This is a genomic window from Paenibacillus hemerocallicola (assembly GCF_006265175.1).
Lineage (GTDB): Bacteria > Bacillota > Bacilli > Paenibacillales > NBRC-103111 > Paenibacillus_AB > Paenibacillus_AB hemerocallicola.
Genome location: NZ_VDCQ01000005.1, coordinates 39,904 through 60,862, shown reverse-complemented (window position 1 = coordinate 60,862; position 20,959 = coordinate 39,904). Strand labels below are relative to the sequence as shown.

The following is a 20,959-nucleotide window of genomic DNA, read 5'->3' as shown; positions in this document are numbered from 1 at the left end:
GGTCGGGTTGTCAACCTAAACTTTTCGCAACAATTAGCTTCCGCATGCAAATAACGCCTCCTCAACCTTGTACGGGTCGGGAGGCGTTACGATTTTGCCGCGATCTATTTGACGATCGAGCCGACGGGAATGTCTTCCGCTACGGTAGCCAGAGTCAGCCGGTCGCCTTCCGAAGCGGCCAGGATCATCCCTTGCGACAGCTCGCCGCGCAGCTTGACCGGCTTCAGGTTTGCCACCAGTATTACTTTGCGGTCCACGAGCGAATCGGGGGAATAGTACTTGGCGATGCCGGATACGACTTGACGTTTCTCATAGCCGAGATCGACCTGCAGCTTCAGCAGCTTGTCGGCTCCTTTGACAGGCTCGGCGGCCAGCACTCGGGCGACGCGCAGCTCTACCTTCATGAAGTCGTCGATGCCGATTTCCTCTAGCGCGTCCGATGCGGCTCCCGACTCCTTCTTGCCGGATTCCGTCGTCGGCGCACTCGCCTCCGGAGATGCGGCAGGCGGCGTTCCGCCCATCGATTCGATCAAATACGCGACCTCCTGAGCCACTTCCAGACGAGGGAACAGCGTTTCGCCTTTTTTCACCTTCGTCCCGGCCGGCAATAAACCGAAAGTGTGTACGCTATCCCACTCCGTCAGCCGCCCGTCGCCGGATATCCCGAGCTGGTCCCATATTTTCCGCGGCGTGCGGGTCATGAAAGGCTGCAGCAGAACCGAAGTGATGCGCAGCGATTCGGCGAGATGATACAGCACCGAGCCAAGCTTCGGACGGGAGGCTTCGTCTTTTACGAGCGCCCAAGGCTGCGTTTCGTCAATATATTTGTTCGTCCGTCCGATCAGCTGCCAGATGGCCGCGAGAGCGACGGAAAATTCCAGCTTCTCCATCGCCTCTTCCATTTTCGCAACGGCCTGACGTACCGTCTCCTGTAAAGCGGCGTCAAATTCGGTTGCTTCTGGAAGCAACGGCTGAATGTCCCCGTTAAAATATTTGTCGATCATGACGACGGTCCGGTTGAGCAGGTTGCCCAGATCGTTGGCCAAATCGAAGTTGATCCGTTCGATAAACCCTTCCGGCGTAAATACGCCGTCTTGTCCGAACGGAACGTCACGCAGCAGGAAATAACGCAGCGCGTCTAGACCGTATCGCTCGATCAGCAGCACCGGATCGATGACGTTGCCTTTCGATTTCGACATTTTCCCTTCCTTGGTCAGAAACCAGCCGTGCGCGAACACTTGCTTCGGCAGCGGCAGATCGAGCGCCATCAGCATGATCGGCCAATAGATCGTATGGAAGCGGATTATGTCTTTGCCGACGAGATGAACGTCAGCCGGCCAGTGGGAACGGAACTTCGCTCCGTCCGACTTGTAGCCGAGCGCCGTAATGTAGTTGGACAAAGCGTCGATCCATACATAGATCACGTGCTCCGGATGGCCCGGTACTTTAATCCCCCAATCGAACGTATTGCGGGATACGGCCAAATCGTCCAGCCCTTGGTTGATAAAGCTGATCATCTCGTTGCGCCGCGTGTCCGGCTGGATAAAGTCCGGATGCGCCTCATAATATTGCAGCAGCCTGTCGGCATATTTGCTTAACCGCAAAAAGTAGTTTTGCTCCTTGACTTTCTCGACGGGGCGGCCGCAGTCCGGGCAATTGCCGTCGACCAGCTGGCGCTCCAGCACATACGATTCGCAGGGCGTACAGTACCAGCCCTCGTACTCACCAAGGTAAATATCGCCCTGATCCAGCAGCTGCTGGAATATTTGCTGCACCACCTTCGTATGGCGTTCTTCCGTCGTCCGGATGAAATCGTCGTACGAGATGTCCAGCTTGCTCCAGAGCGATTTGATTCCGGTGACGATGCCGTCCACGAAAGTCTGCGGCGTTACGCCTTTCTCGGCCGCCTTGCGCTCGATCTTCTGCCCGTGCTCGTCCGTCCCCGTCAAATAAATCACATCATAGCCGCGGAGCCTTTTGTACCGCGCCATCGCATCCCCCGCGACGGTCGTATAAGCGTGTCCGATATGCAGCTTGTCGCTCGGATAGTAGATCGGTGTCGTCAAATAGTACGTTTTCCTGCTGTCGCTCATTGAATATGCTCCTCCTCGTTATGGTCGTAAAAAACACAAAGACCCCCGTCCACATGGGACGAGAGTCGAAAGCTCACGCGGTACCACCCAATTTTCCCCGCCGCATGAAGATGGCAGGGCTCAGTCAAGTCCGATCCGGACTTGCCCCCGTAACGCTGGCGTGCGTCGCGGTCTGACCGGTCTGCGACAGACGGCTCGACGGCGATTCCTCCCGGACCATATTCGGAAGCGACCCTATGCCGGTTCTCACCAATCCCGGCTCTCTGCTATAGGAGCGGACTTCTTACTCATCCGTTCAATGGAAACGTTATGAAGTTACACCCATTCTACGCAAACGCCGCATGTCATGTCAAGTCGGCTGCCGCCCTTCTCCGTTCTCCATGTCGCGGGGCGGAACCGGATCGAAGCCTCCGGGATGAAACGGGTGGCATTTGCAAATGCGCTTTACCGCCATCCAGCTCCCTTTGGCCGGTCCGTACTCCTCGATCGCTTCGAGCGCATACGCCGAGCAGCTGGGGTAAAAGCGGCAAGTAGGCGGCTTTAGAGGAGAAATCCACTTCCGGTAAAAGCGGATCGGCATTTGCAGGGCGACGCGCATTCCTCGCCCGGTCGTCCCGTTTGTTCGTTCCGCGATCATGTTCACCCTCCATCCGATACGGCTTCATTCTCCCTATCATAGCACGATGCGAAAAAAAGGGCGACTCCCGCACCGGGGAACCGCCCTTTCCTCATATCCGTTCTTACTTCTTGACCTCGTATACTTTGTACAGCTCGTCGAGCAGCAAGTTCGCCGCCTTCACGCCTCCGGCCGTATTCCAGATCGTGTCGCTTACCCGGATCGCCTTTTTGTTTTTGACTACGTTCAGGTTGTTCCAGAGCGGATCCTTCACCCACTCCTCTTCCATCTTGGTCGCTTTGCCGTCGCCGGTCTCGTACGTGAAATAGAACAACAGATCGCCTTCCATATCCGGAATCCGTTCCTTCGTCACATCGTCCGCGAACGTCTCCTTGTTCTGCTTCTCCGGACGTGCGATTCCGACCTGCTTGAAAATGACGCCCGCAAACGTATCATTATAATAAATCCGTGCCGTGGCCGGCATAAACCGGACGAGCGACACTTTTTGCTTCAGCTTGTCTCCGGCTTTCGTCTTCAAATCCTCGATCCGTTTATCGAAATCGGCCAGCACTTTATCGCCTTCCGCCTTCTTGTTCAGCGCTTCGGCATACAATTTGAAATTGATTTTCCAATCGCCGCGAAGCTCGGCGGAATAAACGGTCGGAGCGATTTTCGACAGCTGGTCGTATACTTTCTCGATGCGCATTTTGTTGCCGATGATCAGGTCGGGCTTCAGCGCGGCGATTTCTTCGATATTAGGCTGGCTTTCGGTGCCGACGTTTTTGACGCCTTCCATCTCGGCCTTGATATGATCGTACCAAGGTTCCCCGGTCCACGATTTGACCGCGCCCACCGGCTTGACACCGAGCGCGAGCAGCGCTTCGGTCCCTTCGTTCGTCAGGATGACGACCCTCGAAGGCGTTTTCGGGATCGGCGTTTCCCCCATGGCGTGCTTGACCGTATAGCCTTGGCTTGCGCCCGATGCATTATTTTGAGCAGGCTCTGCCGCTTTCTTGTCCGAACATCCTGCCAAAACTACCGTCGCTCCGACTACGGCGGTCAACACGGCCGTCCCCAAACGGTTCCATCTCCAGTTCATTGCGTAACTCCCCCTCGTATCCTATGCAATCATCCGACTTCGTGAGAATGATTATCATTAACGAGATAAAATATTACACGTAGTCGGCGATTGTGTCAATGACAAAAAAATGACAAACGGAATTTGCGATTGACATGCATTTTTGCTTAAACAAAAAACGGCATAAATGATGAGAATGACTCTCAAACTCATTGACATAATCGTCACATTCCCCTACACTGATCGAAGAAGATATATTGCCTTACGATCGTCGGGAAAGAGGAACTTTATGCCATCGGTTTTGAGAAGCACTTCCGGCAAACTGCTGGGAATCGCCGCGGCGCTTCTAATACTCGCAATTGCTCTCTACGCAAGCATCGTATACGGAGTGATCGTCACGAGCTGGAAAACGGCCGTAGACGCATTCCTACATTATAACGGCTCGAATGAACATATCGCCATCAAGGAGCTTCGCGTGCCCCGCGCCTTGATCGCCGCCGCGGTCGGAGCAAGCCTGGGCATCGCCGGCACGCTGCTGCAGGCGTTGACGAAAAACCCGCTTGCCGATCTCGGATTGATGGGAATCAATTCCGGCGCCGGACTTGCGATCGTGTGCGCCGTTACTTTTTTCTCTGTCAGCTCGCTGGGCGATTATACGTGGATCGCATTCATCGGAGCCATCTTGAGCGGAATCGTCGTGTACATACTGGGCTCCGTCGGCAAGGAGGGCCTCTCTCCTCTCAAAGTAACGCTGGCGGGGGCGGCCGTGACGGCGCTCGCTTCGTCGATGATTCACGCCCTGCTCCTGATCGATAAAAAGAATATGGAAGAAGTGCTGTATTGGCTCGCCGGCTCGGTCCAAGGCCGCAAGCTCTCGCTGCTATGGGACGTTCTCCCGTACATGTCGGCCGCATGGATCGGCGCATTGGTTATATCCGGTCCGATGAATACGTTGATGCTCGGAGACGACGTAGCGAAAGGACTCGGTCAACGCACCTTGATCGTAAAAGCGGTCGCAGGCGCCATCGTCATGACGCTGTGCGCAACGTCGGTCGCCATCGCCGGACCGATCGCCTTCGTCGGGCTCGTCACCCCGCACCTATGCCGATATTTGGTCGGCAACGATATTCGCTGGATGACCCCTTACGCCGCATTCATCGGCGCGATTTTGCTGATCGCGGCCGATATCGCCGGACGGTTCGTCGCGATGCCGGGCGAAATGCCGATCGGCGTCATGACCGCCTTGATCGGAACGCCGTTTTTCATTTTCGCGGCGCGCAAGGGGTGGTCGAAGCCGTGAGCAAATATATTCCGTTCCGCAGCAAGACGCTGAGGGCTTCGGGCCTAATGGACAAACGGACGTTGTCCGTAATCGTCATTCTGACCGTCATAGCAGTCGTTGTAGCTATTGCCAGCGCAGCCATCGGGTCGTTGCGAATCAGCCCGTTGTCGGTCGTCCGGATATTCCTTGGAATGGGCGATCAGGCCGAAGCGACGGTCGTGCTGCAATTCCGGTTGCCGCGAATTATCGTAGCCATGCTGATCGGCATGCTGCTCGCCGCTTCCGGGGCGATTTTGCAAGGCATGATCCGCAACCCGTTGGCATCTCCGGACATTATGGGGATAACCGGCGGGGCATCCGCGGCAGCCGTCGTCTTCATTACGCTTCTTCCCGCCGCAAGCGTCCGGTATTTGCCGTTCGCCGCCATATTGGGTGCGGTGGCCGCTACCGCCATCATCTATGTGCTCGCCTGGAAAAAGGGCGTGTCGGCCATGCGTCTGGTTCTGATCGGCATCGGTATCGAAGCGACGATGAAGGCGGTCACGACGCTGTTGATCGTCAGAAGCCAATTTTATGCTTCGAGCAAGGCTCTGACCTGGCTGACCGGTACCGTATACGGCTCCAACTGGAGCAACGTGTTCGTATTGCTGCCTTGGACGCTCGTGCTGCTCCCGGTCGCCTTCTTCATGGGGCGCACGTTGAATGTCCTCCAGTTGGGCGACGATACGGCCGCCGGGGCAGGCAGCAAGGTCGATCGGGATCGTCTCTTGCTGCTCGTTCTATGTGTCGGTCTGGCCAGTGCAGCCGTGGCAGTAGGCGGGGCGATCGGATTCGTCGCCCTGCTGGCGCCACATGCGGCGCGCAGACTGGTAGGCCCGTCATTCGGAGGGCTGCTGCCGGTTTCCGCGCTGATCGGCGGCATTATCGTAGCCGCCTCCGATTTGATCGCGAGAACGGCTTTCGCTCCGCTGGATTTGCCTGTCGGCATTTTCACTTCGCTGATCGGCGCACCGTTTTTCTTATACTTGCTGTACAAAAACCGCAACGCCTGAATCGGGCGGCAGCGATACTTATGCAATTCGGCTATAGATTGTTGGAGCTTTGGGCATTGACGGACTCGGCGCCGTCCACATCCATCCGGGGAGGATTGACTTATGATAGCTCTTGAAACGAACCGGCTGACGCTGTCGTACGGCGAACAACCGATCATTGAAAACCTGGACTTGTCGATACCGAAAGGGAAAATCACCGTCCTGATCGGCGGCAACGGTTCGGGCAAATCGACGCTGCTCCGTTCGATGGCCCGCTTGCTGAAGCCCGACGAGGGCGCGGTACTGCTGGAAGGAGCCCCCATCGCCAAAATGTCCACGAAGGAAGTGGCGAAGCAGCTGGCGATATTGCCGCAAGGGCCGACGGCGCCCGAGGGGTTGACCGTCCTTCAGCTCGTCAAGCAAGGCCGGTATCCGTACCAAAACTGGCTGAAGCAATGGTCCGAGGAAGATGAGCGCATGGTGAAACTCGCCTTGAGGGCGACCGGGATGAACGAGCTGTCCGAACGGCCCGTCGATTCGCTTTCCGGCGGACAGCGGCAGCGGGCATGGATCGCCATGACGCTCGCCCAAGGAACGCGGACGATATTGCTCGACGAACCGACAACCTATCTGGATTTGACGCATCAAATCGAAGTGCTCGACCTGCTGTTCGAGCTGAACGAGCTCGAGAATCGGACAATCGTGTGGTGCTGCACGATATCAATCTGGCGTGCCGGTACGCCCACCACATCGTCGCGGTCAAAGACAAGACCGTATTCGCGAGCGGCAGCCCGGAAGATATCGTCGACGAGCAGCTGATTCGTCACGTATTCTCCATGGAATGCCGGATCGTCCCGGATCCCGAATTCGGTACGCCGATGTGCGTTCCGCTTGGAAGAGGCCGCGACATTGCCGCACGGAAGCAAGCGATCGTCTCGGCTTGAGCTTGCTGCGGCTCGGCTCCGCTGAAGCTGTCACCTCGATATGATGATGTATCGGGTTATGCCTGCCTGCTACTAGCGATCCCGCTTCGGATTCTCCTCGATGACGAAAGAATTGCCCGCTCGCTCGCCAGCGTGTACAACTGGCTCATGGTCTTACTGTCTTGTGCAGTCCCAGTAATCAGCCTGCAAATGTGCATCTGAATATTGAAATAGCCTGCTTAAAAAACAATTTGAATGCAAAAGTGCATGCTGTTTCAGAAAAATCAACCATTTTATTCCATTTATCAAAAAAACACATGCACTTTTGCACTTGCATCGATAAAACCTGATGAATCTGAATGATCAACATGCACTTTTACATGCAAGTTGTCGTTTGTGACCTATTCAAACGCAAAAACTCTCCGGCCCTAGGGACAGGAGAGTTTTTTTACTTAGTCAGAAGTATATTTCTTTGCCTTGCTCGGCGGACTCGTATATGCCGCACAGCATTTTCATCATCTCGACGCCATCCTCGACCGGACTGATCGGCGTTTTGCCGGTCAGGCAGCAATCGACGAAGTGGTCGATTTGGTTTTGGAACGCTTCTTTCACGTTCAGGCCGAGCGAATTTACTTGCGGAGTCACATTCAAGATCGTATCGTACTTTTCCGAAATGATGGCAAGCTCCGGCTCGATCTCGCAGCCGCCCTTGTCTCCGTACAGCTTCGCGGAAATTTCGTTCTGCTTGGCGTGCAGCGTAAAGCTGACGTCCACCATGAGGGAGGCGCCGTTCTCGAAGCGGATGACCGCGTTGGCCAAATCTTCGACCGTGTTCTTGGAGGCGTCGTAATCCGCCGCTTTATAGAAATTCAAATGCTTGACGTTGGACCGGTTGCCGAGCTTGTTGTACGTATTGCCGCTGATCGATTTCACCTTCGGCCGGCCCATCAAATACCAGCATACGTCGATCATATGTACGCCCAGATCGATCAGAGGACCGCCGCCGGAACGGGACTTGTCCGCAAACCAGCCGCCCGGATTGCCGAGTCGGCGCAGACAGGACGCCTTGGCATAATAAATGTCGCCCAGATCTCCGTTGTCGATAAATTGCTTCAGCAATTGCGTGTTCGAGCCGTAACGGCGAACGAATCCGACCTGGACGAGCTTGCCCGTCCGGCGAACCGCTTCCTGTACGCGGAGCGCTTCCTCGACCGTCGTGCTGAGCGGCTTCTCGACCAGCACGTGCTTGCCGGAGTCGAGTGCCGCAATGGCCAGATCGGCGTGAGTATTGTTCCACGTGCAGACGCTGACCGCCTCGAGCTCGGAATCGGCCATCATATCGGCGATGCTCGTATACACTTTGGAAAAGCCGTATTTTTCCGCCAAGTTTTTCGCGCGCTGCTCGTTCAGATCGCATACGGCGTACATTTCGACGTTCGGGTTGCTTTTGTACGAGCCCATATGCAGCTCCGAAATCGAACCGGCCCCGATGACGCCTACCTTCAACTTCCTCATGACTGTCTCCCTCGCTTCTCCATGATCGATAACCTACTTTATAATAACGGAGATGAATGGCGGAGACAACCGTTTAATGACTCGTACGACTGTATGTATAGGCGATTCGCATCGCCTTTATAAATAACCGAGAATAATGCCGGCCGTCTCCTCGATCGCCTTGTCCGTCACGTCGATAACGGGGCAGCCGAGCCGCTTCATAATGTCGTGGGCGTACTCCAGCTCCTCGGATATGCGCTGCAGCGTAGCATACTTGGCGCCGTAGGGCAATCCGACAGCCCGCAGCCGCTCCGTACGGATCTTGAGCAGCTGCTCGGCGTCCATGGTGAGGCCTACGACGCGATTGCCGGGGAGCTGCATCAGCTGCTGCGGCGGCTTCACCTCGGGTACGAGCGGAAAATTGCCGACTTTGTACCCTTTATGCGCCAAAAAAATGCTGAGCGGCGTCTTCGAAGTGCGGGATACTCCGATCAGCACGATATTCGCCTGCAGCAGCAGATTCGAATCGCGGCCGTCGTCGCATTTGACGGCGAACTCGATCGCCTCGACCCTGCGGAAATACGCATCGTCCATTTCGTGCAGCAAGCCGGGCTTGCGCTTCGGCGAATCGTTGAACGTATCGATAAACGCCTGCATCATCGGCCCCATAATGTCGACCGCGCGCACCCCGAGCCGGATCGACTCTTCCTTCATCATCTCGCGCAGCTCCGGCTGGACCAGCGTAAACGCGACGAAACCGCCGCTTCTCGCCGCATCCTCCGCTACCGCACGAACTTCATCCTCGTTTTTGATATGGCTGACCCGCTTGATTTTGACCTGATGCGCATCGAACTGTCGAATCGTCGCCCGCACGACCGCTTCCGCCGTCTCGCCGACCGCGTCCGAGCAAATGTATATGAATTGCTGCCGTTCCTCGCTCATTTCCGTCCCCCTATCGATTACATGTCCACGGCGCCGGTTAAACCGACAAGCAGCTTCGTCATCGTCGTTTTCGTTATGCGGCCGATCACTTCCCATTTGCCGGGATCGTCCGGATGCGGAACTACGACCGGAAGGCTGTCCACCTGATGATGGATCATTTTGCGGCCGGCTTCCAGCACCGTTTCATCGGGCGTCGCCACGATGACGTTCGGATGCCGTGTCATGACGAGGCTGACCGGCATCGTCGAAGCGCCCGGATTGCCGAGCGTGACCTTCAGCAAATCTTTGCGAGATATGACCCCTACCAGCGCGCTGGACTCGTCCGCCACGATCAGGCTGCCCACGTTCTCCATGAACAGCGTGACGACCGCATCGTGCACGGTGGCCGACTCGCGGATGATCACCGGCAGCGATTGTACCGATTTCACCTTAAGCTGGGCGGCGTCGGCAGCTCCCTTCTCCTCCGGCGCCGCGGTCTGCCCCGGAAAATAGCCGACCTTCGGCTTGGCGTCCAAATGTCCGAGCATAACTAGCAGCGCGAGGTCGGACCGGATGGTCGGGCGACTGAGTCCGAGCATTTCCGCGATCTGTTCGCCCGTAATCGGCGCGTGCTGCCGGACGAGCCGAACGATTTCCAACTGGCGTGGCGATAATTGCATGGCGGCCCCCTTCCTCGAACGGAAGCCGAAAGCTATGCGCTTTCGGCTCATTCATTCCTTAATCCTATCCTCTATGTTAGCTCGTAAACGGAAAAGCTGCAAGCGGCCCGCATGAACCGGCCGATTATGCTTCCGTTCCCGCCAGAACGGCTTCGCGCTTAGCGGCATTCGTTCCTGCAACCGGCCCGAGGGCGATACGGGCTTGAGCGGCCGCGATTCGCGCGAGCGGAATGCGGTACGGCGAACAGCTGACGTAATCGAGACCGGCGGCATGGCAGAAAAAGATCGATTTCGGATCGCCTCCGTGCTCGCCGCAAACGCCGGTCTTCAGATCGCCGCGCACGGCTTTGCCTTTGCGCAGCGCCCATTCGATAAGCTGCCCGACACCGTCGCGGTCCAACGTCTGGAACGGATTGTCCGGAAGCAGCTTGTGATCGACGTAATGGCTCAAAAATTTCCCTTCCGCATCGTCCCGGCTGCAGCCGTAAGTCATTTGCGTCAAATCGTTCGTCCCGAACGAGAAGAAATCGGCGCACTCGGCGATTTGATCCGCGGTCAAGGCAGCCCGGGGCACTTCGATCATCGTGCCCACCTTGTATCGGCACGAATCGGCTTGATCGCCCAGTATGCGTTCAGCCGTACGCTCGATCCGTTCCCGCACAAAACGAAGCTCGTTGACGTGTCCGACGAGAGGCACCATAATCTCGGGAACGACTTTCACGCCGACCCGGATGCATGTAAGCGCGGCGCGGAATACGGCTTCCGTCTGCATGTCGTAAATTTCCGGGAACAGGACGCCGAGACGGCAGCCCCGCTGGCCGAGCATCGGATTCGCTTCGTGCAGCGAGCGTACTTTGCGCAGCATCGCCTCCAGCCCGGCCAACTGAGCGCGGCGTTCGTCTGCCGCATCGGCGCCCGCGCCGATTTCGGCGGCCAGCTCGGCCGTTCGCTGCCTCAGCTCTTCGGCATTCGGCAAAAATTCGTGCAAAGGCGGATCTAGCAGACGGATCGTCACCGGAAGTCCGTCCATCGCCCGGAACATCCCTTCGAAATCGTCCTGCTGCATCGGCAGCAGCTTGGCGAGGGCAATTTCCCGCTCCTGCTTCGTCTCGGCCAATATCATTTCGCGTACGGCCGGAAGCCGGTCCGGTGCAAGGAACATATGCTCCGTACGGCACAGCCCGATCCCTTCGGCTCCGAATTCGCGGGCTTTGACCGCATCGGCCGGGTTGTCCGCATTGGCGGCTACGCCGAGCGTCCGGATCCCGTCTGCCCAACCGAGCAGCTGAAGCAGCTCGGCCGACATTTCGGCGGAACGAAGCGGAACTTCGCCCAGAATGACGCGCCCGCTCGAGCCGTCAATCGACACGGCGTCTCCGTCACGGATAACGACCTCCCCCGCCCGCATTTCCCGCGCCTCCATATCGATGCGCAGCTCCTCGCAGCCGCAGACGCACGGCTTGCCCATGCCCCGCGCTACGACCGCAGCGTGGCTCGTCATGCCGCCGCGGCTCGTCAGCACGCCTTCTGCGGCGAGTACGCCGTGGATGTCCTCCGGCGTCGTTTCCGCGCGGATCAGAATGACCCGCCGTCCAGCGCGAGCCCGCTCCTCCGCCGTATCGGCGTCGAACACCGCTTCACCCGTAGCCGCCCCCGGCGATGCCGGGAGGCCGGTTGCCACTACGTCAAGCTTCGCGTCTGCCGGAATGGCCGGATGCAGCAATTGGTCGAGATGGCCGATCTCGATGCGGGCGATCGCTTCCTCCTTGGTCAACAATCCATCCCCGACAAGGTCGGCGCTAATTTTCATGGCCGCTTGCGCCGATCGTTTGCCTCCGCGCGTCTGGAGCAGGTACAGCTTCCCGTGCTCTACCGTAAATTCGATGTCCTGCATATCCCGGTAATGCCGCTCCAGCCGCTCCGCCGTCTGCTTCAAGCTGGCGTACACGCCCGGCATTTCCTTTTCCAGCTCCGCAATCGGCAGCGGCGTTCGGACGCCCGCTACGACGTCTTCCCCTTGGGCATTGGTCAAATATTCGCCGAACAATACGTTTTCGCCGGTCGAAGGGTTCCGCGTAAACACGACCCCGGTTCCGCAGTCGTCCCCTTTGTTGCCGAATACCATCGCCTGGACGTTCACGGCCGTCCCCTGCTCGTCGGGAATCCGGTTCACCTTTCGGTATACTTTCGCCCGGGCGTTGTTCCACGAACGGAATACGGCATCGACCGCCAGCCACAGCTGCTCGTCGACCGACTGCGGGAACGGCTTGCCGCATGTTTTGACAATGAGCTCTTTATATTTCTCCACAAGTTCGATCCAGCCTTCGGCCTGGACGTCCCTGTCCTGTTCCGCGCCGACCTTGCGCTTCAGCTCGTGCAGAAGCTTCTCGAACCGGATCGGCTCGATGTTGAATACGACGTTGCCGAACATTTGAATGAGCCTGCGGTAGCAATCGTAAGCGAACCGGCCGTTTCCGGAAGCGGCGGCTATTCCCCGCACCGTCTCGTCGTTCAAGCCGACATTGAGAATCGTGTCCATCATGCCCGGCATCGAGGTCACCGAGCCGGAGCGAACCGATACGAGAAGCGGTTGCGCGGCGTCACCGAATGCTTTCTGCTGCTTCGTCTCCAGCTCGCGAAGCGCCGCTTCCACCTCCGGCACGAGACCGTCAGGCATTCTCGCGCCGGAAGCGTAGTAGGCTCGGCAAGCTTGCGTCGTTATGGTGAAGCCGGGAGGAACGGGCAGCCCGGCATTGGTCATTTCCGCCAAATTGGCGCCCTTGCCGCCCAGATCCGCCTTCATTCCCGCATTTCCTTGCTCGAACGATTTCACCCAATTGCCGCCGTTCGTGTTGGCGCTAATCATGCCGTCATTGCTCGCTCCGCTACCGTTACTCATCGTCCGCATCCCCCTGTCGTATCCCGTTCCGGCATGATTCCTCCTGGCAGCAGCCATACAGGACCGTCACCTTCTCGGTTTCTACTTCATCAATCCAACGGCCGCAATGCTGACAAACGATAAGACCCAACTTGACGCTTTGACCGATCGGTTTCATGCCGGATCGCCTCCATTTTTCGAATAAGTTATTTTTTTCGCAAAATGCAATGAAAAAACCTTATATAATACATACCATACAAATAATTATGACGCAATATATATTTATCTATATCCTCCTACAATTTATTCCGTTCTCTCGCGAATATTCGTGTTCAATCGCAGGACAAGTCCTGAATACATCTGACTCCGCAACCGAAATACAACTTGTGGGGAAACAAGCAAAAAACCGGGGAGCTGTCGGCTCCCCGGCTTTTACGAACGATTATTTATGACGTCACATTGACCATTTCATCCACACTCAGCTTAAGCTGGTTTTCCGCAAACTCCCGATACATCGGATGCGATCCGACCAATTCCTTGTGCGTCCCGATCCCCGTCACGACGCCTTTCTCGATAAAAACGATACGATCGGCATCGATCACGGTCGACAGCCGATGGGCAATGACAAGCGTCGTCCGGCCCTCCATCAAATTGTCCAGCGCCTGCTGCACGGCGACCTCCGATTTGCTGTCCAAGCTCGATGTCGCTTCGTCGAGCATCAACAGGCTCGGGTCTCTCAGAAGCGCCCTGGCGATGGCGATCCGCTGCCGCTGGCCGCCGGACAGCTTGATGCCCCGTTCGCCCACCTCCGTCTCATACCCGTCAGGAAGATCGCGGATAAACGTATCGGCATACGCCATTGACGCCGCGCGTTCCACTTCATCCGTCGATACTTCCCGGTCCGTACCGTAGCATATATTATCCCGGATCGTTCCCGCGATAATCGGGCTGTCCTGAGACACGTACCCGATCCGCTTTCTCCAGTGCTCGAGCGACAGCTCCCCGATCGGCTCCGCTCCGAACCGGATCGCCCCCGATTGCGGCGAATAGTATCGCTCCAGCAGCGAGAATAGCGTCGTTTTGCCTCCTCCGCTGGGACCTACGATCGCCGTCACTTCCCCCGGCTCTATCGTAAAGCTGACGCCGCTCAGCACCGGCTCCCCGGGCTTGTAGGAAAAAGCTACTCGTTCTAGAGAGATGGGCAGGTCCGCAGAGGGGACGGGACGTCCGGCTTCGGCATCCTCCTCCTCCTCGTTATGCAGGACGGCGACGATCCGTTCGGTCGCGCCCATTGCCTTCTGGAATTGGGTGAAAAACTGCGTGATTTGCGTCGCCGGCATGACGATCTGGAACAAGTACAGCAAAAACGCTACAAGCTCGCCCGCCGTCATAAGCCCGGAGGATACCCGAACCCCTCCATAGCCGATCAAGGCCACGACGAGTCCCATGATGACCAGCATCATGATCGGCATGATCAATGCCTGGACTTTCCCTTCCCGGACGCCGAACCGGTACAGGCTCGTGATGCCGTCCTTGCCATTCTCGTATTCGCGTCGCTCCGCGTTCGACGACTTTACGAGCCGGATTTCCGACAGCACCATATTCAGCACGGATGTAAACCGCGCCGTCTCGTCCTGCATGCCTTTCGATATTTTGAACATTTGTTTGCCTAGCGGGGCCATGATGAGAACCGTTACGGGAATCGCCACGAGCATGACGAGCGTCATTTTCCAATCCATCACCAGCAAAATGACGATGGAGCCGATCATCGAGATGACTCCGTTCAAAGAACCGGACAAATGCTCGGTTATAAGTCCCCGGACGATGCCCGTGTCATTCGTCATCCGGCTCGTCAGCTCGCCGGTTTGGCTGTTGTCGTAATACGAGACGGGCAGGACGAGCAGCTTTTTCCACAATTTATCCCGAATTCCGGCGACGATCCGGTGCCCCGTCCGGCTGAGCAAATAAATGGATACTCCGCCGGCTACGGTCTGTATGAGAAACGCGGCAACGAGCAGCACGATATGGAGCGGCTGCAAATTGTCGAGCGAGAAGCCGTCGACCATATTTTTCGTAAACAGCGGGATAACGAGACTGACCCCCGTACTTGCCAAGCTGAGAATCAAGGCGATGGCGAGCTGGAGCTTGGGCGGATTCGCTCCGCGGATCAAGGCGACGAATTGCCTCCAATTCCCTGTCGATGGTTTGGTATCCATATATCTGCACTCCATTTCTTATCCGAATAACGACAGCTTACACTCCTTTTGTGAACTGAATATTAACGAAACCGCAATGTTGCCCCGCCCCAGACGAGAACGCGGAAGGGCGATAGCACATACACATAGGATAAGACCGAAAAAGGAGGGATCATGCATGAGCCAAACGAATAATCGGGGACATTCGGCCGGAGACGGTCGGCAAAACGTCGATTGGGTACAATTCGAGCGGTTGATGGACGATTTGCTGCCGAACGTGGTGCCGGGGATGAAGGGCGACCCGATATCGCGGATCGGGCATTTCGTGCGAGGGGTTATGGAACGGGCGAAGCCCGATCCGGATTCCGCGTCTTCGCATGAACGGAAGAGCGCAAATTCGATGCTGTTTCGAACGGACGTGACCGAAACCGAGCGTTTCGTCAAAGTGAGAGTCCACGTACCGGATTATGTCGACCCGCGCAAGCTTCAGTTGTTTATAAACGGTCAAATATTGAAAATCGAAGGTCCGCTCGGCAACAAGCAGAGCGTCAGCCTTCCCGCGCCGGTCGGAATGAAGTCCGGTCAAGCGGTGCTCCGGGAAGGCTCGCTCCATATCCGCCTGCGCAAGCGAAGCGTGCCGCCGTTCAAGGAGGTTTACATCCAATTTCCTTGACGGCTATTCCGCGTCCGCCTGCTTCGGCCGTGGAATCGAAGTCGTTACGTAGTTCTCCTTCAGTTGATGCTTGGCCAAATACAAGATTTGTCCGAGATGCTCGGAAAAGTGGTTGGCGCATTGGTTCAGCACCTCGAATACGGTCGTCTCCCGGTCGCGGACCGGCATCGTGCGCAGCCACTCCTCCGGCGTCAGCTTGTCCAGCGCTTCGTCCAGCAAGCCGAATGTATAGTCGATGGAGGCCAGCAGCCGGGCTTTGTCCGAATAGACCGACGTCTCGAACTCCGACTCTCGGTCGCGAATGTCGGGCTCGCCGAATATGCCGGCGGAGATGCGCTGGCGCACGTTTCCTTCAATATGGACGATCAAATTGGCAATGCTGTTGTCTCCTTCGTCGGGACGCCAATTCAACTGCCGATCGGACAGCTGCCCGACCGCCTTTGTCATCCGTTTGCGGATTTCCGCACATTTTTGCCGCAAATACGTTTTGGACAGGCCGTAAAAGTCCATTCCGCCATCTCTCCTCGCTAACTGCGCATTTACTCTATATGGTAAACGTTTCACGGTGAAAAAGAAACAGAGGACCGGAACGATTGTCCGGCCCTCCGATGCTCAAATTTCCCAATTGTGCCATTCCCGCTTGCGCTTCTCGCTGTAATTCAGCCAATTCAACGTTTTGTCGTACAGCTCGCGCTTGCTCTCTCCCGAAGAATAAGTATGATCCGCTTGGAAGATGTGTTCCATGTCGCACTGCCCGTACGTACGCATCCAGAACAGCTTCTGGTACAGCGAGCAATAGTCTGCCGGTATGACCCGGTCCGAGGTGCCGTGGGCCAAAAACACGTCTCCGGAAAATTTGCGGATTTGCGCAAAAGGCTGGTGCGCCGCGAGCGAGTCGAAAAATGGGGGGCGGAACGTATACCCCATGTAATCCGCCGTCCCGTAACGGACGGCGTCGTCATACGTATTCTGGCCCACGATCCGGAGTATGTCGTTGAACGGATGAGCTACGGCGGACCATAGCAGCAGCGTCTTCACTCTCCGGTCCTGAGCGGCCGTCAACAGGGCAACCGCCCCTCCGAGGCTATGGCCGAGCAGCGATACCCGATTGATATCCACATAATCGATATCGAGCGCATAGTCCAGCACGACGCGGGTTTGCTCGATCAAGGAATCCAGGCCGCCTTCTCCGTAATCGCCCGTACTTTCTCCGCAGCCCGCATAATCGAAGCGAAGCACCATATAGCCGGCGGCGGCAAACTTGCGCGAGGCGTTGACGAACAGCCGATCCACGCCGATCCGGCTGCCGATGAAGCCATGGCAAATGACGATAAGCGGACAATGTCCCCCTTGGTTCCCTGTTTGCTCACCCGCCGTAGCCGGGTAATGCAATGTCGCTTTCAACTCGATCGAACCGTGTTGTATCGTAATTGCCCGTTCCATCGTTACGTCTCCTCCTTGACGGTCGTTTGCGGCGCCGCCTTCTCTATTCTAAATTTAATAATTCCTATATGTTTACTATGATTTAAATGTATCATTTTGCATTCCGTTCTGTCAATCCATTATTTAACGAACATATGGCCCGATATCCGCACTTGCATGCGAACGCCGGGCCATATGTTTGTCACAGCCTCAACCGGACGGCGGTTCCAAGCTCGATCGATTCGTAGGCGGCTAGTGCAACCGCCGTGGAACGCAAGCCGTCCTCGCCCGTTATCGGAACTTCAGTGCCGTTGCGGACCGCCTCGACGAAGGCTCGTACCATGTATCCGCTCATGCCGTCGCCCCAATAGGACCATTGCATTTTACCGAGCTCGTCGCTGTATAGCTCATTGACTTGGCCGAGCGCATTCACATCGATCACGCCTTTCGTCCCGATCAAGCGCATTGTGATATCCCCGCCGATCGGAAACGACTCGGCTCTGGACCAGCTCGGGTCAAGTACAGCCGCCACTCCATTTGCAAACCGGACATGAACGATGCCGGCATCGTCGACGTCCAAGTCATCGTGAAACAGCGTTCCGGATTCGGCGTACACTTCCTCGGGCTCGGATTGCAGGAACCAGTTCATCAAGTCCGTCACATGCACGGTATGATCCATAACGGCTCCGCCTCCGGACAATTCCTTCCGGATGAACCAGCGACCCGGCATACGGCCCCGGTTCGTCGCTTTGATCGCCATGATGTCCCCGATTTCCCCGCGCTCCACAGCAGCCTTTGCCTGCCGTACCGCAGGCAAATACCGGCAAGGAAGCGCCGTCATCAGCTGCACCCCGTTCACCCTGCACGCCTCGATCATCCGTTTCATGTCCTCGACCGTTATTCCGAGCGGCTTCTCGCACAGAACGTGCTTCCCTGCCGCCGCGGCGTCCAACGTATACTTCGTGTGGAATGCATTCTCCGAGCATATGACGACCGCATCCGCATCCGTCGTCTCCAGCAATCGTTTGTGGTCTTCGAAGTACGGGATTCCGTTCTTGTCCGCATGATCCGCTACCCTCTCGGGCTGATTATTGAAAATGCCTACAATCTCGACGTCGGGTATGGCCAGAAGTTCTTTCAATATGCCGTTAGCGTGGGAATGGGCGAAGCTGATCATGCCGATTTTAACCTTCTTCATGCCACCCCGCCCTCCTTCGTGCCGGTCGGCTCCGCTTTTGCCAATCTGACCGGCTGTCCGGTCGTCGCCGATTCTAACGCGGCGCAGGCAATCCGTACCGCTTCCTTGGCGTCTCGGACCGTTACGAGCGGCTGCCCGCCCGTACGTATGCATGCGATGAAATGCTCCAGCTCCAGCTTGTACGGATCTTTGTACATCGGGCTTTGCGGGATTTCCACCCCTTCGTTTCCGGATTGATCGGAAGAGACCCGATGCACGACAACCGACCTGGAGCTCCCGTTATCCGCGCGCAGAATGCCGTTCTGACCGGCAAACTCCACCGATGTAGCGAAAGGTCCCGGGTAACCCCACATCGCTTCCAGATTGGCGATTGCCCCGCTGTCGAACCGAAGCGTCGCCGACGCGTATTGAACGCCAGGCGACTTGCGCACGATTGCGAACACGGTATGTACCTCGCCTAATACGGATCGCATAAAATCGATATCGTGTATCATCAGATCGAACACGACGCCACCGCTCCTCGATTCGTCGGCGAACCAGCTCCCGGCAGGCGGATGAAGGCTGAACCGCTTCGCGTGCGCCACGCCGATCCGACCGATCGCACCGTCATCCGCATGCTTGCGCAGGTTGGCGTACTCCGGAAAAAATCGCAGCACGTGTCCGACATACAGCTTCACGCCGTGTTTCGCGCAAGCCTCCTCCATCCGATCCGCTTCAGCGGTTGACAAGGCGATCGGCTTCTCGCAGATGACGTGTACCCCTTTCTTCGCAGCCATAACCGTATACGGTTCGTGCAGATGGGTCGGCAGCGCAAGCAGGACCGCATCCAGCCGTTCGCTTCGCTCGAGCAGCTCCTCCCCGCTTGCGTACCAGCGGGCGCCCAGCTTCTCCGCCTCCCGTGCGGCTGCCGGCGACGTACTGGAAACCGCCGAGAGACGCACCCCTTCCATACGCGACAAATGGCCGGCAAATAGCTTGCCCATCGTTCCGAATCCGATTACAGCAACTTCCAGCTCCTTCATGCTCGTTCTCCCCCGCTATCGGATCATCTCCGCCAACGCATCGCGAAGCGTCCCTTCTATGCTTTCCTCGAACCTTCCCGGCATATGGAAGTAATAGGTAGACAGCACCGGCTCGTAGCCGCCGTATCCGATCTGCTTCTTCGTCGGCACGTAACCGATCATTCCATTTGAATAAGGAACAGGCAGCACGGTTCCGGCGGTTTTTTCCTTGATCCATAATCCGTATTCGACCACCACTTCGGCATTCATCGTAAGCAAAGAAAGTCCTTGGGCAATGTCGAGTCTGTTCATCTCCACGACTAGCTCCGTCGGCCGCTCCCCCAGCTTGCCGATCATTTCGGCCGCCCACTCGTCATAGGGAGATTCCCCTTTGGCCGCGATGGTCTGCAGCTGCTCCAACGTTTCCAGCGGCTTGAGAGGCAACGGCACGCTGCCGGCTCTCCCGGCAAGTCGTACGGGCTTCATAGACTCCATCGGTGCGTCAAGGACGCCGGTAACGGTCTTCGCAAGCTGCAGCCCGAAATAATCGATAATGTCGTAATCGTCGGTAAGCGAAGGCGGAGCGCTCGATTTATAAATGTTGATGTCGCCGCATGCGCCCTGTAAAAAGAGGCATACCGCATCTCCGTCCAAGCTCTCCTCGAGCGACTCCATCGCCTTGCCGGAAAATTCGGACGACACGTAATTCTCGCTCGACGTAACGGGATGGCAAGCGTAATGGACGATTACGGCTTTCGTCTCACCCGACGCTGCGCAAAACCGTACGACCGCAACCTCGGGGTCCATCGGACCATCCGTATTCGGTCCGCCGACGATGTGTCCGTTCCCGTATTTGCGACGCTGAACTCCGATGCGCGACTGCCCGGCCCCCCGTTCGATCGATACGGGTTCCGCATTGGCTACGGCGATCGCGATCGCTTCGGCCAGCTTGCCCTCGAGAAATTCGATATAGTCCGCATCGGCCTTGCCAAGCAGACGGTGAAACCGGAAGCTGGTCTGCGGTCCGGAATGGCTATGCGTTCCATTCAGCACGATCGATTCCGGCTGAAGCCCCCATTTTTCGAGCAGCATGCTCCGGATATGAGGCATCCGGTCCGATCCCCACCAGAGCAAATCGGCGGATACGATAACCGCATTGCGGAACGAGCCGTCGTCCTGCCGCTGGCGCAAATAAAGCGCCCTCAAATAAATCCGGCTGCGAATTCCTTCGTACGGCTTGTTTTGCCTGACCGCAAAGCCGGCCAACGGCACCGCCGTTTCCGGCGTAATATCGACTTTGGCGCATCCGAGCTCCAAGTTCATATCGGTTTCCCCTTCCAATCCGGCGTATTGCGATCCGGTATTCGTTTTCCGACATCTATGTTACCGGACTGAACGGCAGGATGCATGCCATTTTCATATCGCGACTGGACATTTTATGGTGCGCTTTCCGATATTTTGTGTGACGGAACGG

General features: G+C 57.0%; 17 protein-coding genes, 1 pseudogene and 1 other annotated feature. Of the genes and pseudogenes, 4 read left to right on the top strand and 14 right to left on the bottom strand.

Going from position 1 to position 20,959, the window contains the following annotated elements; translation table 11 throughout:
• Positions 1 to 104: 104 nt before the first annotated feature.
• The 3 genes from metG to FE784_RS04920 form a co-directional block, all read right to left on the bottom strand.
• A complete protein-coding gene (metG, locus tag FE784_RS04930; RefSeq protein ID WP_139601022.1) occupies positions 105 to 2,093 on the bottom strand; it encodes a methionine--tRNA ligase in 1,989 nt (662 codons plus the stop codon).
• Positions 2,094 to 2,144: 51 nt separating this feature from the next.
• Positions 2,145 to 2,401: a binding site (T-box leader), on the bottom strand.
• A gap of 41 nt (positions 2,402 to 2,442) precedes the next feature.
• Positions 2,443 to 2,691: a membrane protein insertion efficiency factor YidD gene (yidD, locus tag FE784_RS04925; RefSeq protein WP_218103751.1), complete on the bottom strand. Its 249-nt coding sequence runs from the start codon at positions 2,689 to 2,691 to the stop codon at positions 2,443 to 2,445.
• Between the two features lie 142 nt (positions 2,692 to 2,833).
• Positions 2,834 to 3,808, bottom strand: coding sequence for an ABC transporter substrate-binding protein (locus tag FE784_RS04920; protein WP_139601020.1), 975 nt, complete (start codon positions 3,806 to 3,808; stop codon positions 2,834 to 2,836).
• A 268-nt stretch (positions 3,809 to 4,076) separates the two neighbouring features.
• Here FE784_RS04920 and FE784_RS04915 point away from each other — a divergent pair, with 268 nt between their 5' ends.
• The 3 genes and pseudogenes from FE784_RS04915 to FE784_RS04905 all read left to right on the top strand — a co-directional run bounded on the left by FE784_RS04915 (position 4,077) and on the right by FE784_RS04905 (position 7,044).
• The gene (locus FE784_RS04915; RefSeq protein ID WP_139601019.1) at positions 4,077 to 5,087 is read left to right on the top strand and encodes a FecCD family ABC transporter permease; all 1,011 of its coding nucleotides are present in this window, start codon (positions 4,077 to 4,079) and stop codon (positions 5,085 to 5,087) included.
• Positions 5,084 to 6,121 (top strand): FecCD family ABC transporter permease, encoded by a 1,038-nt coding sequence (locus tag FE784_RS04910; protein ID WP_246131908.1) that lies wholly within the window; start codon positions 5,084 to 5,086, stop codon positions 6,119 to 6,121. Before FE784_RS04915 ends, FE784_RS04910 begins: the two co-directional genes overlap by 4 nt.
• 102 nt (positions 6,122 to 6,223) lie before the next feature.
• Positions 6,224 to 7,044, top strand: a pseudogene (locus FE784_RS04905) (ABC transporter ATP-binding protein).
• Positions 7,045 to 7,479: 435 nt separating this feature from the next.
• Here FE784_RS04905 and FE784_RS04900 read toward each other — a convergent pair.
• The 6 genes from FE784_RS04900 to FE784_RS04875 form a co-directional block, all read right to left on the bottom strand.
• The gene (locus FE784_RS04900; protein ID WP_139601018.1) at positions 7,480 to 8,538 is read right to left on the bottom strand and encodes a Gfo/Idh/MocA family protein; all 1,059 of its coding nucleotides are present in this window, start codon (positions 8,536 to 8,538) and stop codon (positions 7,480 to 7,482) included.
• Between the two features lie 117 nt (positions 8,539 to 8,655).
• Positions 8,656 to 9,459 carry a pyruvate, water dikinase regulatory protein gene (locus FE784_RS04895; protein ID WP_139601017.1) on the bottom strand — a complete coding sequence of 268 codons (804 nt, stop codon included), beginning with the start codon at positions 9,457 to 9,459 and terminating at the stop codon, positions 8,656 to 8,658.
• A 17-nt stretch (positions 9,460 to 9,476) separates the two neighbouring features.
• A complete protein-coding gene (locus FE784_RS04890) occupies positions 9,477 to 10,118 on the bottom strand; it encodes a helix-turn-helix transcriptional regulator (RefSeq protein WP_139601016.1) in 642 nt (213 codons plus the stop codon).
• Between the two features lie 124 nt (positions 10,119 to 10,242).
• The gene (gene ppdK / locus FE784_RS04885) at positions 10,243 to 12,984 is read right to left on the bottom strand and encodes a pyruvate, phosphate dikinase (protein WP_139601189.1); all 2,742 of its coding nucleotides are present in this window, start codon (positions 12,982 to 12,984) and stop codon (positions 10,243 to 10,245) included.
• Between the two features lie 25 nt (positions 12,985 to 13,009).
• Entirely contained in the window at positions 13,010 to 13,174 is a 165-nt protein-coding gene (locus FE784_RS04880) for a GapA-binding peptide SR1P (RefSeq protein WP_246131907.1), read from the bottom strand.
• A 268-nt stretch (positions 13,175 to 13,442) separates the two neighbouring features.
• Positions 13,443 to 15,212 carry an ABC transporter ATP-binding protein gene (locus tag FE784_RS04875; RefSeq protein ID WP_246131906.1) on the bottom strand — a complete coding sequence of 590 codons (1,770 nt, stop codon included), beginning with the start codon at positions 15,210 to 15,212 and terminating at the stop codon, positions 13,443 to 13,445.
• Between the two features lie 157 nt (positions 15,213 to 15,369).
• Here FE784_RS04875 and FE784_RS04870 point away from each other — a divergent pair, with 157 nt between their 5' ends.
• Positions 15,370 to 15,864: an Hsp20/alpha crystallin family protein gene (locus FE784_RS04870; RefSeq protein WP_139601014.1), complete on the top strand. Its 495-nt coding sequence runs from the start codon at positions 15,370 to 15,372 to the stop codon at positions 15,862 to 15,864.
• Between the two features lie 3 nt (positions 15,865 to 15,867).
• Here FE784_RS04870 and FE784_RS04865 read toward each other — a convergent pair whose 3' ends face one another.
• The 5 genes from FE784_RS04865 to FE784_RS04845 form a co-directional block, all read right to left on the bottom strand.
• Entirely contained in the window at positions 15,868 to 16,374 is a 507-nt protein-coding gene (locus FE784_RS04865; protein WP_139601013.1) for a DUF1572 family protein, read from the bottom strand.
• A 102-nt stretch (positions 16,375 to 16,476) separates the two neighbouring features.
• Positions 16,477 to 17,307 (bottom strand): alpha/beta hydrolase family protein, encoded by an 831-nt coding sequence (locus tag FE784_RS04860; RefSeq protein WP_139601012.1) that lies wholly within the window; start codon positions 17,305 to 17,307, stop codon positions 16,477 to 16,479.
• Positions 17,308 to 17,488: 181 nt separating this feature from the next.
• Positions 17,489 to 18,484 carry a Gfo/Idh/MocA family protein gene (locus tag FE784_RS04855; RefSeq protein ID WP_139601011.1) on the bottom strand — a complete coding sequence of 332 codons (996 nt, stop codon included), beginning with the start codon at positions 18,482 to 18,484 and terminating at the stop codon, positions 17,489 to 17,491.
• Positions 18,481 to 19,506 carry a Gfo/Idh/MocA family protein gene (locus FE784_RS04850; RefSeq protein WP_246131905.1) on the bottom strand — a complete coding sequence of 342 codons (1,026 nt, stop codon included), beginning with the start codon at positions 19,504 to 19,506 and terminating at the stop codon, positions 18,481 to 18,483. Before FE784_RS04850 ends, FE784_RS04855 begins: the two co-directional genes overlap by 4 nt.
• 15 nt (positions 19,507 to 19,521) lie before the next feature.
• The gene (locus FE784_RS04845) at positions 19,522 to 20,808 is read right to left on the bottom strand and encodes a neutral/alkaline non-lysosomal ceramidase N-terminal domain-containing protein (RefSeq protein WP_139601010.1); all 1,287 of its coding nucleotides are present in this window, start codon (positions 20,806 to 20,808) and stop codon (positions 19,522 to 19,524) included.
• Positions 20,809 to 20,959 lie beyond the last annotated feature (151 nt).